Consider the following 13251-nt stretch of genomic DNA (forward strand, 5'->3'; position numbering starts at 1 on the left):
TGTGACTTTTCTTCTTCGTTCCTTTCGACAACGTAGGCCGGGGCGGCCGGCGGGGCGGGCCCGCGCTCCGCGCTCGGGCAGCGGAGTCGCGACTCGCCGGGACCGTCGACGCCGCCGTCCGGTTCGGCGCGTCCGTCCGCGTGGTCGCCGTCGACCCCCGGCGCCTCGGCGCGGTGTTCCTCTGGAGCCTCGCGGTCTGGGCGCTCGACGTCCTCACGGCGGTGCTCGTGCTCGCCGCGCTCGTGGGCGGGCTCGGCGGGCTCGTCCCGGCGCCGACGCTGCTCGCCGTCGGGGCGCTCGCGGTCAGCGTCGGCAACCTCGCGAAGGTGCTCCCGCTCTCGCAGGGCGGGATCGGGCTGTACGAGGCGGCGTTCACCGGCCTCGTCGCGAGCGCGACCGGGCTGCCCGTCGAGACGGCGCTCGCGGCGGCGATCCTCGACCACGCGCTGAAAAACGCGGTGACGCTCGCCGGCGGCGGGACCGCGGCGCTCGCGTTCGGGCTCTCACCGACGGCCGGCTCTCGGTCGGGCGGCGAGCCGACCCCCTCGGCGACGGTCGATCCTGCGCGGGACGGCGAGTCGACCCGCGCGCCGAAGGCCGACGGGGGGAGCGTCGCCGGCGGCACGTCGCCCGGTGCGACAGGCGAGAGCGAGGCGTCGAACTCCGGACCGCCAAACTTTTAGGCAAGCCTAAAAACTTCGGTGTATGGAAGACCGCCGTTCAGCAGCCGCGAGCGGGGACGTCTGCGTGATCGTCCCCACGATCCGAGAGTACGAGTGTCTCCGCGAGTACGTCGCGAACGCCCGAGAGCACGGGTTCGACGTCTCCCGGCTCCACTTCGTGCTCGTCACCGAGGACTTCTGCGACGTCGACGAGATGCGCGCGATGCTGGACGACTTGGACGTCTCTGGCGACGTGTTCGACGGCAGCCGCCGCGAGGAGTGGTACGAGGCCAACGGCGTTGCGGAGTACGGCCGCGTCGTCCCGGCCGCCAGCCACGCCGAGACGAGCTTCGGGCTCCTCTACATGTGGGCCGACGACGCCTTCGAGTACGGCCTCTTCATCGACGACGACACGCTCCCGCACGGCAACGAGGACTACTTCGGCCGCCACATGGAGAACCTCGCGTTCGAGGGCGAAGTCGAGTCCGTCGGCTCCGACGAGAGCTGGGTGAACGTCCTCTACCAGAACGCCGACGAGCACGGGCTCTACCCCCGCGGCTACCCGTACTCGGCGATGGACGAGACGGTCGAGACGGGCACGGCCGAGATCGAGGCCGGCGAGGTCGTCGCCTCGCAGGGGCTGTGGACGAACGTCCCCGACCTCGACGCGGTCCGGATCCTGATGGACGGCGACCTAGCGGGCCAGGCGCAGACGCGGACGACCGCCGACGACTTCGGCGACGACTTCGTCGCCGCCCGCGGCAACTACCTCACCGTCTGCTCGATGAACCTCGCGTTCCGCCGCGAGGTGATCCCCGCGTTCTACCAGCTGCCGATGGACGACAACGAGTGGGACGTGGGCCGCTTCGACGACATCTGGTCGGGCGTCTTCCTCAAGCGGGCCTGCGACGTGCTGGACAAGCGGATCTACAACGGCCGCCCGCTGTGCGAGCACAACAAGGCGCCGCGCTCGACGTTCGACGACCTCGCGAACGAGGTGGCGGGGTTGGAGCTGAACGAACACGTCTGGGAAGTCGTCGACGGGGAGGGGGCCGACGCGGACTCGTTCGAGGCGGCGTTCGCGGAGATGGCCGACGCGCTCGCGGAGGGTGACTTCTCCGAGTGGAACAACGGCGCGTTCCTTAATCACTGCGGCGAGTACATGCGCGACTGGCTCGACTGCCTCGACGCGATCCGCCGGACGCCGGCGGTCGCGGACGACTGAACCGACACCACTAAGTTTATTTAGGCTAGCCTAAAACATATGGCTCACAATATACCGAACGATGTAGACCGCCGGCGGTTCCTCGCGGCCACGGGCGCGCTCGGCGTCGCCGGCCTCGCGGGCTGTATGGGCGACGACGACGGCGACGACAACGGCGGCGGCGACGGCGCCGACGGAGCGGTCGGACAGATCGGTTCCGGTCGCGAGGGGCGTGACGCCCCCGGCGGGACATCCATGTCCGACATGCCTGACCTGTCGGGCGAGCTCACGGTGTACTCCGGCCGCGGCGAGTTCCTCGTTGGCGAACTCATCGAGTACATCGAAGACCTGTACGACGACTTCGACCTGACGGTCCGTTACGCCGGCTCCACCGACCACGTGAACGCGATTGTCAATGAGGGCGAGGGGTCGCCGGCCGACGTGTTCTACTCGGTCAACGCGGGCGCGCTCGGCGCGCTCGCCGACGAGGGACGAACGCGGGCGCTCCCCGCGGAGATCACCGACATGGTCCGCGAGGAGTTCCGCACCGAGCAGTGGATCGGCACCTCCGGCCGTGCGCGAACCGTTCCGTACAACACCGAGGAGCTCTCCGAGGGCGACCTCCCCGACGACATCATGGCGTACCCGGAGGAGTTCGCCGGCAGCCTCGGCTGGGCGCCCTCCTACGGCTCCTGTCAGGCGTTCGTCACGGCGATGCGCATCATCGAGGGCGACGACGCGACGCTCGACTGGCTGGAGTCGATCGTCGACTCCGGGATCAGCAGCTACCCGGACGAGTTCGCCGCCTGTCAGGCGGTCGCCGACGGGGAGGTCGACGCGGCGTTCACGAACCACTACTACATCCAGCGCGTCCTCGACGGCAACCCGGAAGCGTCGATCGCCACGGCGTTCACCAGCGGCGACGCCGGCGCGGTGTTCAACGTCGCCGGCGCCGCGGTCGTCGACACGGCGTCCGACGCGACCCTCGCGGAGAACTTCGTCCGCCACCTGCTGTCGTCCGAGGCCCAGGACTACTTCGCACGGACGACGTTCGAGTACCCGCTCATTCCCGATGTCGAGCCGATCGGCGACCTGCCCACGATCGACGAGCTCGACGTCCCCGACATCGACCTGACGCAGCTCTCCGACCTCGAACCGACGATCGACCTCATGCGCGAGGCCGGCGCCGACCTCTAGGCTCCCACCGACGCCCGTGTCGTCCCGCTCGGATCCGTTCGACCCGCGTCCGCTCGCACGGCGACTCGCGAGCCGCGTCTGCGCCGGGCTCGTCCGGACGGATCGACTGACGCTCGCGGCCGCGGCCGTCGCGGCGGTGGCGGGCGCGCTCGCCTTCGTCGTCGCCGCGACCGTCTTCCGGTACCACTCGTACAACCACGACGAGGGGGTGTACCTCATGCAGGCGGCGTTGCTGTGCTCCGGCCAGCTGGAGATCAACGCCGGCGCGCTGGCCGACGCCGTCCACCCGTGGTTCTTTATCCAAGACGGCGGACGACTCTACCCGAAGTACAACCCCGTCCCCGCCGCGACGTACGCCGTCTCGATGTGGCTGTTCGGCGAGCCACGCGTGACGCTCGCGGCGGTCGCCGCCGGCAACGCTGCGCTCGTCTACCTGCTCGGCGGGACGGTGTTCGACCGGCGGGTCGGTCTTGCGGCCGCCGTCTGCTTCGTCGCCTCGCCGCTGGCGCTCGTCACCTCCGCGGTGTTCCTCCCGTACGCGCCGACGACGTTCCTGAACCTGCTGTTCGCGGTCGCGTACCTCCGTGGCGTCCGCGACCGGTCGCTCCCGCTCGCCGGGCTGGCGGGCGTCGCGATCGGGCTCGCCTTCTTCGCTCGACCGTACACCGCGGTGCTGTTCGCGGCCCCCTTTATGTTGCACGCGCTCGTTCGGGTCGCCGTCGCGGTCCGTGAGGTCGCTGCGGTCAGGGAGGCCGCCGCGATTCGGGATGCGGGGGTCGCGCCGCTCCCGCTCCCCGGACCGATCCGTCGCCACGGACTCACGGCGCTTCTCGGGACCCTCTTCGTCGGCGTCACTCTCGCGTACAACCTCCGGCTGACCGGCTCCCCGCTGACCTTCCCGTACGAGGCGTTCGCACCGATGGACGGCCCCGGATTCGGCGAGCGCCGGATCCTCGGCCACAGCGAGGAGTACACGCTCGAACTGGCGCTCCGCTCGAACGGGTACGCGCTGTGGTACCTCGCCACGCGCTGGGTCGTCGCCGGACCGCTCGGCGCGCTGCTCGCGCTCGCGGGCGGCGGGCTGGCGGCGCGGCGGTGGCTGTCGGGGCGTCGTGCGGTGGAGGTCAGGGCGGACGATACGGACGACCGCCGTTTCGAACGAACCGCCGGCCTCCTACTCGTCGGCGTCGTCGGCTCCGTCGTCGTCGGCAACCTCTTCTTCTGGGGGACGAACAACCTCCTCGCGACGTTCTCGGACCCCACCGACGGACTGGTCGCCGGCTTCGGGCCGTTCTACCACTTCGATCTCCTCGTCCCGCTGTCGATATTCGGCGGCGTCGCCGTCGTCGCCGTCGGCGGAGGGCTCTCTCGGCTCCGCGCGGGACTCGCTTCTCGGGTCACGCCGGGGACGGCCCGGGCGGTCGTCGTCGCGCTGGCGGCCCTCGCGATTCTCGGCGGGGCGCTCGGCGCCGTCGCCGCGGCCGAGGCGCCGCTCGACCGACACGCGTCGCACGCGGAGAAGTACGAGGCGGCCTACGAACCGATCGAGTCGGCCGAGTTCGACGAGGACCTCGTGTTCGTTCCCACGCCGTACGGCGAGTGGCTCAACCACCCGTTCCAACTGCTCCGGAACGACCCCGGACTTGACGGTCCGGTCGTGTACGCGCTCGACCGCGGCCCGGCCGAGGACTTCGCCGCGATCGACGCCTACCCCGACCGCGAGATCCGCCGCTACGCGTACCGGGGCGTGTGGACGCCGGACCCCGACCGCCACGTCACCCCGAAGCTCGAACCGCTCGACGTCCGGGAGGGCGCGCGGATCGACGCGGCGACGACGGTCGGCGTCCCCGACCGCGTTCAGCGGGCGGTCGTTCGACTGGAGACCGTTCGCGGCGAGTCGTCCGGCGGCGGCGGGGCGTCCGGTGCCGGCGGGGCGTTCGGCGCCGGTGAGACGGCTCGCGCCGAGTACGACGTGCGCGACCCCGACGGCTCGCTGACGGTCGAGTGGTCGCTGACGCCCGACGGCGCGCGGTTGGCGGGGGCCCCGAACCGGACCGTTCCGATCGACTCCGCGGGCGACGAGGTCGTCGTGACGGTGACGCTCGTCGACCCCGCGGGCTCGACGTTCACCTACCGGCAGGAGGCGACGGTTCGGGAGTCGGACGGGGGCGTCGAGGCGATCTGGCCGCCCGAGCGCTCCGTCTGTCGGCTCACGACGGCGTGCGGGTCCGAGGGGACCTACGTCCCCGGCGGTTCCGGCGTTCACCCCGAGTGGGTCGCCTTCGAAACGGCGGCCGAGGCGAACGAGGAAGCGTGAGTCGCTGGCGGTTGTTTATAAATGGTCGACCGTGACTCGCCGGAGAACAGCTCCACCGATTCAATCGCTCATTTATAAGCGGTCAACTACGGATTGTCGGTGAATCCCTCCAAAGCCCCAGTCGCGACGGCTCGCGCGCCTTGCTGCGCTCCTCGCTCGCTATCGCTCGCTGCGGTGCTTGCTGCGGCGTGCTTCGCCCTCGCGACTGCCCCTTTGAGTCCCACCCGACCGCACCGCACAGCACCTCACGCCTCCCCAGCCTCGTCGCTCGCTTCGCTCGCTCCTCCCTCGCGCGTGCTCATCGCGCCCGCTGGGCGCTCGGAGGCGCGCGCCACCGCCGCGTTCATTTATAAGATGTCGTCGCTACCGCTGTTTTATTTAAATATCACGTCGCTTCCGGCGGTCCGCGTTGCCGGCGAAAAGAATCGGTTTTTCGGGTCCTGAAACCGGCTCCCGCTCAGAGCCGTCGCAGTTGCTCTTCGAGACACACCGTCACGATGGACTTCGCGATGGCGGCGCCGCCCTCGATCGGGTCGAGCTTCGTCTCGCCGAGGCGCTCGGCGTAGTCGATGGGGCGCTCGCGCACGTCGCGGCCGCGCATCAATGGGCGGATGAGCAGCTCTGCGGAGAGGCCGGTGTTCTCGGTCCACTCGATCTCCTCGACGACCTCGCGGCGGTACGCGCGCATCCCGGTCGTGGTGTCGTGGACGCGTTCGCCCATCAGGACGGAGGCGATGAGCGCGAACGCGTGGTTGCCGAGGCGGTTGAACGCGGGCATCGCCTCCGCGCCGTGGTAGAGCCGGTCGCCGCTGACGACGTCGGCGCCGTCGTTGATCGCCTCGAGGAACTCCGGCAGCTGCTCCATCGGGTAGGTGTCGTCGCAGTCGGTCGTGACGACGACCGGGCGGTCGGGCGCTAAGATCGCCTCCCGGACGGCGACGCCGTACCCCTGCGGCTCCTGTTCGATCACCGTCGCGCCGTGCTCGCGGGCGATCGCCGGGGTCCGGTCCGAAGAGCCGTCGACGCAGACGACCTCGGCGCGCCCGCCGGTGACCTCGTCGACGTCGTCGAGGACCGTCGCGATCGCCTCCTCCTCGTTGTACGTCCCCATCACGACGCTAACGTCGTCGAAGGTGTAGTGTTCCCCGGCGCCCTCGGCGGCCGCGTCGCCGGCGGTCTCCACGCCGGCGGTCTCGTCGCCGTCGGTCGCCGCTCCGTTCTCCGCCGCGTCGACCTCGTCGGCCGACCCGTTCGCGCTGAGTGATCCGCTCATTACCTCGTACGGGCCGCTCCACCCACTTGAGTTTTTAGGTTTGCCTAAAAAAGAGTTCAGAGCCGGCGCTCGACGTCGTCGGCGACGCGCAGCGCCAGCGCGGCGATCGTGAGCGTGGGGTTCATCGCGCCGCTCGTGGGGAAGACGGAGCTCGACGCGATCCAGCAGTTGTCCAAGTCGTGGGTCCGACACTCGGCGTCGACGACGCCCGCGTCGGGGTCGACGCTCATCCGGGTGGTACCCATGTGGTGGTAGGCGGGGCCTGTCGCGTCGGGGCCGGCGACCCACTCGATCTCCGCGCCGAGCTCTTCGAGGATCGACCGCTGGATTTCGTTCGCCCGCTCGACCGTCCGGAGCGCCCGGTCGCCGACGCGCCAGTGGACCTCGGGGACGGGGTTGCCGCGGTCGTCGGTGCGGTCGGGGTCGAGACTCACGTAGCTGTCGGACCGGGGGAGCTGCTCGACGAGCCCGCCCATCGCCACGTGTGTGCCGTAGCCGTCGCGGAGCCGGTCTACGAGGTCGTCCCCCCAGTCGTCGCCGGTCAGCGCTTCCTCGACCGGCGAGGGCCCCGCGTAGTTGAGGAACTCCAGCTTGAACGGGGCGGTCTCCGCGTCGGCCTCGTCGTAGAACTGGTCGCAGGCGCTGGTGTAGAAGCCGACGTGGTTCTGACGGGTCGGCTCGTCGAGGGTGCCGCCGACGCCCGCGAACAGGTGGTCCATGAAGAACTTCCCGACCGCCCCGCTGGAGTTCGCCAGTCCGTCCGGGTGCTCGTCGGACTCGGAGAGCAGGAGGAGTCGAGGGGTCTCCACGCCGCCGCAGGCGACGACGAAGGCGTCGGCGGGCTGTCTGTGCTCCGTGCCGTCGGGCGTCGCGTACACCGCGGCGGTGACGCGGTCGGCGTCGTGCTCCAGCCGCCCGACCGGCGCGCGGTCGATCACGGTCGCGCCCCGCCCCTCGGCGCGGTCGGCGTGGACGGTCGCGTCGTACTTCGCGCCCGCCGGGCAGACGGGCTGGCAGGTGCCGTAGCCGACGCAGGCGGAGCGGTCGTCGTACGGCTCCGAGTTGCGCGCGTTCGGCACCGAGTGCATGTCGATCCCCAGCTCTTCGCACGCCGCCGCGAACAGGGAGTCGCTGTAGGAGGGCTCGAACGCCGGCATCGGGTGCGGCTCCTCGCGCGGCGGGGCGTACGGGTTGTCCGAGGCGCCGGCGACGCCCAGCTCTCGCTCCGCCTCGGCGTAGTACGGCCGGAGGTCGGCGTAGTCGATCGGCCAGTCCGCGCCGATACCGCGCTCCGTCTCGGAGGCGAAGTCGTCCTCGTGGAGCCGCATCACCATCCCCTGCCAGTGGAGCGTCGACCCGCCGATCCCCTTGACGCGGGCGTGGTTCAGCGGGTAGGCCCGCTCGCCGGAGCTGGCGTGCGCGTCGCGCTCGCCGCCCACGTCCCACACGTCGGGTCGGTCGTAGCTCGGGCGGATCGCTCGCTCCTGGCGCGCGAGGCGGTCCGCGGGGTCGAACCGGGGGCCGGCGTCGAGGACGACCACCTCGCGGTCGGCGGCCAATCGGTCGGCCACGAGCGCGCCCGCGGGACCGGCGCCGACGACGCAGACGTCCGCGTTCACGACGGGCGAGCGGTCGACATCGCGGACCGGTGCTTCCCCCGTCACGCCGCTCCGGACGTCCTCCGCGCTCATCGCGGGCCCCGCCGATAGCTCTCGGTCCCGCCGGGGTGTCCCTGCGGGTTCTCCAACCCGACCAGCTCGCCGCCCGTCGGCGAGGCGTACAGCGCCAGCAGGAGCTCGTTGACGACGTAGTAGCGCGCCCGCTCCGCGAGCGTCCCGTCCGGATCCTCCTCGGCGGTGTCGGCGCCCACCTCCCGGAGGAGCCGGTCGCGGTCGCTCTCGGGGAGTTCGGCGACCGGCGCGCCGCGCCACGAGCGCGCCGCGTCGTCGAGTTCGCCGACTGCGGTGCGGACCCCCTCGGCGTGGGTCGACCCGTCGAGCCGGCCGTCGAGGAATCGGTCGACGAACGCCTCGACCCCGTCGACCTCGCTCGGGTAGAGGACCGTCGCGACCGCGGCCATCGACGCGCGAACCGACGCCTCGTCGGGGAGCGCCTCGTTTCCCCTTCCATTACCGTCGGTCGCCCTTCCGCCGCTATCCGGGTCGTCGCCCGTCCGTCGGACCGCGAGGGCGACCCCGCCGGTCGCGCCGACGGCGGCCAGCGCGGCCGTCGCGTCGCGCCGCGTCAGTTCCATAGCCGATTTAGGCTTCCCTAAACTATTATATCCGTCGGACCAGATCGACGACCGAATCGGAACTGCTAACGGTCGGTGCCGCGTCCCTCCGAAACGTACCTCGCCTCCCGGACCATGAGCCTGACACGCCGGATCCGCGATTTCCTGACCGACGGCGACGATCGCCTCCCGCCGGGGCTGACCCTGCTGTCCGCGGCCGTCGCCGCGACGGTGGTGTTCCCGCTCGCGTGGCTGGTGATCGAAGCCGTCACCGTCGAGCGAGCGCGGGCGATGGATCTCCTCTTCAGCGCCGCGACCGCCGAGGTGCTGGGCAACAGTCTGCTGTTGATGGCCGGCGTCACGGTCTTCTCCATTCTGCTGGGCGTCCCGCTGGCGTACCTTACCGCCCGCACCAACCTCCCGTTCCGGCGGTTCTGGTCCGTCATCGCCGCGCTCCCTCTCGTTGTGCCGAGCTACGTCGGTGCGTTCGCGTTCGTCTCCGCGTTCGGCCCGCAAGGGGAGTTCCACGACGTGCTCTCGCCGCTGGGGATCGAACGGTTTCCGGAGATATACGGGCTCCCGGGGACGATTCTCGTGATCACGCTGTACACGTACCCGTACGTCTACCTGACGACGCGGGCGGCCCTCCTCTCGTTCGACACGACGCTGATCGAGGCCGCCCGGACGCTGAACCACGGTCGGCTCGCGGCGTTCCGTCGGGTGACCCTCCCCGTGATCCGGCCGGCGATCGCCGCCGGGTCGCTGTTGGCGGCGCTGTACGCGGTCTCCGACTTCGGTACGCCGTCGATCATGCGACTCCCGGTGTTCACCCGGCAGATCTACGTCGAGTACAACGCCTTCGGACGGGATTACGCCGCGCTGCTCTCCCTCCAGCTGCTCGGGGTCGTGCTCGTCGTGCTCGCACTGGAGTGGCTGGTCCGGTCGAACCGGGACGCGCCGGGCGACGACGCAGGCACCACCGACCGTCTCGTGCGCCTCGGTCGGTGGCGCTGGCCGGCGACGCTCCTGCCGGCGTCGGTGTCTGCGGTCGCGCTCCTCGTCCCGCTCTGGATCCTCCTGTTGTGGCTCGTGCGCTCCGAAGCCGGGCGCCGTCCCTCGATGGCATTTGAGTGGGTCCAAGTCGTCAACTCCGTCTCGGTCGCCGCAGCCGCCGCGGTCGCCGCCGCGCTGGCGGCGATCCCCGTCGCGTACTTCGCCGCGAACCACGACTCGCCGCTGGCGACGCTGTTCGAGCGGGCCACCTACGTCGGGTTCGCCGTCCCCGGGATCGTGCTGGCGCTCGCCTTGGTCTACTTCGGCTCCGGATACCTCCCGTGGGTCTACCAGACGCTCCCGCTGCTGGTGTTCGCGTACGTCGTCCGCTTCCTCCCGCAGGTCGTCGGCTCGACGCGGACCGCGATCCTCGGGGTCGACCCCAAGCTCGTCGAGGCCAGCAGGAGCCTCGGCGAGTCCTCGATGGGCGCGTTCCAGCGCGTGACGTTCCCGCTCACGCGCTCCGGGATCGTCGCCGGCGCCGCCCTCGTCTTCCTCACCACAATGAAGGAGCTCCCGGTCACGCTCATCCTCCGTCCGTCCGGGTTCGAGACGATCGTCACGCAGATCTGGCGCGCGCAGGAGACGGCGCTGTACCAGTACGCGGTCGTTCCCACGCTCATCTTGCTCGTCATCTCCGGGCTCTCGATGGTTGTCATCCTCGCGCAGGAGGGCGGCCGAGAGGGGTTGTAGGCGGGGGAGTGGATCTGGGACGCGTCTCGGATCGACCGACGCGTACTTATCGGCCCGTGCCGACTCACGTGTATGCTCGATGACTCGTCTGTCCTCGTCACCGGTGGCGCGGGGCTCGTCGGGAGCCACCTCGCCGCGCAGCTCCTCGATCGCGGCGCGACGGTTCGCGTCGCCGACGATCTCTCGAAGGGCGACCGCGCCCGCGTCCCCGACGGCGCCGACTTCGTCGAGGCCGATCTGACCGACCCCGACGACGTCGCCGAGGCGGTCACGGAGGATGTCGATATCGTCTTCCACTTCGCCGCGTACACCGACACGAACTACGACGACGACCGGGAGCTGTTCGAGGACAACACGGCGATGACGTACAACGTCCTCGAACGCATGCACGAGGTCGGCGTCGACCGCCTCGCGTTCACCTCCTCCTCGACGGTGTACGGCGAGGCGCCCCGTCCGACGCCCGAAGACCACGGGCCCTTGGAACCGATCTCCATCTACGGTTCCTCGAAGCTCGCCGACGAGGCGCTGATCTCGACGCACGCCCACTCGTACGGGGTCCGGTCGTGGGTGTTCCGGTTCGCGAACATCGTCGGCCCGCACCAGCGCGGCAACGTGGTCCCCGACTTCATCCAGAAGCTGGATAGCGATCCGTCCGAGCTGGAGATCCTCGGCGACGGCCGGCAGGAGAAGTCGTACATGCACGTCTCGGAGTGCGTGGACGCCATCCAGTACGTCGTCGAACACGCGGACGCGGACCTGAACGTGTACAACCTCGGCACCCGGACGACCACGTCGGTCACCGATATCGCCGACATCGTCGCGGACGAACTCGGTGTCGACCCCGAGTACAATTACACCGGCGGCGACCGCGGTTGGACCGGCGACGTGCCGAAGATGCGCCTCTCGATCGAGCGCCTCGCCGACCTCGGCTGGGAGCCCGCGACCGAGAGCGACGAGGCGGTCCGGCGGAGCGCGCGTGAGCTGATCGACGAGATTGTAGAATAGGGAGCGGTCGGTTTGGCTTCATCGGAATATTCAGTCGTTGATATTCTCTCGGGGGTATGTTGAATAGAGGGCGCGAATGCAACATTTGTGGACTTCTTTTTACGAAGACAAAGACCACCGAGACTACTGTTTACGGAAAAACTGTTTAATACTGCGAAACAGACAGAAGAGAGCGTAAAATGGCCGGTAGAGTCTCTGAGGATGAAGTGCTTGCCGATCTAAAACGCGTTGCGCGGCAGTTGGGTCATCCACCTACGGTAGCAGAGTACCGTGAGAACGGCCAGTACAGCTGTCCAACTGTTGCGAAACACTTCGGTGGAAGTTTTGTTTCAGCCCGGGCTGCCGCGTTAGACGTTGAAGATGATCGTCGCCCCGAGATCAGCAGCGACAAGCTACTGTCCGATATTAAACGTGTAGCGGAAAAGGTGGACCGCGAACCGTCAAAAACCGATTACAAAGAACGCGGCGACTATGCGTTGAGTACGATCACGTATCGTTTTGAGTCATGGATTACGGCTAAAAACGAAGCAGGGGTGTACGACGGACTCGACGAAGCACCAATAAAAGACGAATTGCTGACCGATATGCGGCGTGTTGATCAAGAGATCGACGGCCCGCTCTCGCAAGTGACGTATAATGAGCACGGCAAGTGGACAACTAGGCCAGTCAAAGACCGGTTTGAGTCTTGGGAAAAAGCTTGTCAAAAAGCGAATGTTTCGCGCCCAGATAAGGGACCGCGTACAGCTGACGACAAAGAATTATTAGAAGACATTCAGAATGTTGCCGATGAATTAGATCACGTACCGAGCCGGGCCGAATATAATAAAAACGGGCAATTTAGCCGACAAATGGCTATCAGCCGTTTCGGTTCGTGGCCAAAGGCCGTCGAAAAAGCAGGATACGATCCGTTGCCACCCGGCGGACAGTCGGGGGACAGAAACGCATTATGGGTTGACGAGGATCCGTATTATGGCCCTAATTGGGACGAACATGCTGAGGAGATAAGAAAGCGTGACGACTTCAAGTGCCAGAACTGTGGGATGTCGAATATAGAACACATTAGAAAATACAGAAGTAAATTAAATGTCCACCATATTAAGAAAATACGAAAGTTCGACAGTTATGAGGCTGCGAACACCGGAGAGAATTTGATCACGCTCTGTAATTCCTGCCATTCCACATACGAGCATCTACCTACCCACCGCGCGAAAGTATTGCTTGGAGACGAGTGATTGGAGTACGCAGGTTCGAGATTAACTAATCTATTAGGATCGCGTGTGGTGACTACAAGTTCTGTATTGGTCATATCATATATATTAGATTTTACTCATTTTATATATCTGTCAAGTTGTAATTTGTTGCTACTGACGTGATAGGTACCTCGAAAGCCCCAGCTACTCGTTTATGAGTCGGTCCGACACTGTGAGTATCTTCAAAGCCCCAACCGCGGGGCGGGCGCAGGCGACGTAAGGACCACAGGGAGCGAACGGAGTGAGCGACCGAGGACCGCAGCGAGTGTGCGCCCGCCCCGCGGTTGCCCCTTTGAATCCCACCCCGCACTGTTTCCGCTTCTCTCTTCTTTCTTGCCTGTTTTTTTAACACAACAAACCCAGC

9 protein-coding genes and 1 pseudogene are annotated in these 13251 nt (G+C 67.8%); 7 read left to right on the forward strand and 3 right to left on the reverse strand.

Annotated features, from left to right (window positions below):
• Positions 1-47: 47 nt before the first annotated feature.
• The 4 genes and pseudogenes from OQF71_RS10765 to OQF71_RS10780 all read left to right on the forward strand — a co-directional run.
• Positions 48-683: pseudogene (locus tag OQF71_RS10765) on the forward strand (YbhN family protein); the annotation flags it as partial.
• Positions 684-705: 22 nt separating this feature from the next.
• The gene (locus OQF71_RS10770) at positions 706-1887 is read left to right on the forward strand and encodes an alpha-1 4-glucan-protein synthase (protein ID WP_280587659.1); all 1182 of its coding nucleotides are present in this window, start codon (positions 706-708) and stop codon (positions 1885-1887) included.
• A 39-nt stretch (positions 1888-1926) separates the two neighbouring features.
• Entirely contained in the window at positions 1927-3063 is a 1137-nt protein-coding gene (locus tag OQF71_RS10775; protein ID WP_280587661.1) for an extracellular solute-binding protein, read from the forward strand.
• A 16-nt stretch (positions 3064-3079) separates the two neighbouring features.
• A complete protein-coding gene (locus OQF71_RS10780; protein ID WP_280587662.1) occupies positions 3080-5380 on the forward strand; it encodes a glycosyltransferase family 39 protein in 2301 nt (766 codons plus the stop codon).
• A 457-nt stretch (positions 5381-5837) separates the two neighbouring features.
• On the opposite strand, the gene OQF71_RS10785 is transcribed toward OQF71_RS10780, so the two are convergent.
• The 3 genes from OQF71_RS10785 to OQF71_RS10795 form a co-directional block, all read right to left on the reverse strand.
• Positions 5838-6491 carry a dolichyl-phosphate hexose transferase gene (locus OQF71_RS10785; protein WP_280587668.1) on the reverse strand — a complete coding sequence of 218 codons (654 nt, stop codon included), beginning with the start codon at positions 6489-6491 and terminating at the stop codon, positions 5838-5840.
• A gap of 218 nt (positions 6492-6709) precedes the next feature.
• Positions 6710-8344, reverse strand: a complete 1635-nt coding sequence (locus OQF71_RS10790; protein ID WP_280587663.1) for a GMC family oxidoreductase — start codon at positions 8342-8344, stop codon at positions 6710-6712.
• Positions 8341-8907 carry a gluconate 2-dehydrogenase subunit 3 family protein gene (locus OQF71_RS10795; protein WP_280587664.1) on the reverse strand — a complete coding sequence of 189 codons (567 nt, stop codon included), beginning with the start codon at positions 8905-8907 and terminating at the stop codon, positions 8341-8343. The genes OQF71_RS10790 and OQF71_RS10795 overlap by 4 nt, the downstream gene beginning before the upstream one ends.
• A gap of 114 nt (positions 8908-9021) precedes the next feature.
• Here OQF71_RS10795 and OQF71_RS10800 point away from each other — a divergent pair, with 114 nt between their 5' ends.
• The 3 genes from OQF71_RS10800 (at position 9022) to OQF71_RS10810 (ending at position 12869) form a co-directional block, all read left to right on the forward strand.
• Positions 9022-10632, forward strand: a complete 1611-nt coding sequence (locus OQF71_RS10800) for an iron ABC transporter permease (protein WP_280587665.1) — start codon at positions 9022-9024, stop codon at positions 10630-10632.
• Positions 10633-10704: 72 nt separating this feature from the next.
• Entirely contained in the window at positions 10705-11637 is a 933-nt protein-coding gene (locus OQF71_RS10805; RefSeq protein WP_280587666.1) for an NAD-dependent epimerase/dehydratase family protein, read from the forward strand.
• Between the two features lie 179 nt (positions 11638-11816).
• A complete protein-coding gene (locus OQF71_RS10810) occupies positions 11817-12869 on the forward strand; it encodes an HNH endonuclease (RefSeq protein ID WP_280587667.1) in 1053 nt (350 codons plus the stop codon).
• Positions 12870-13251 lie beyond the last annotated feature (382 nt).

It is taken from the genome of Halorubrum sp. Boch-26 (assembly GCF_029889805.1).
In the GTDB taxonomy this organism is placed as follows: Archaea; Halobacteriota; Halobacteria; order Halobacteriales; family Haloferacaceae; genus Halorubrum.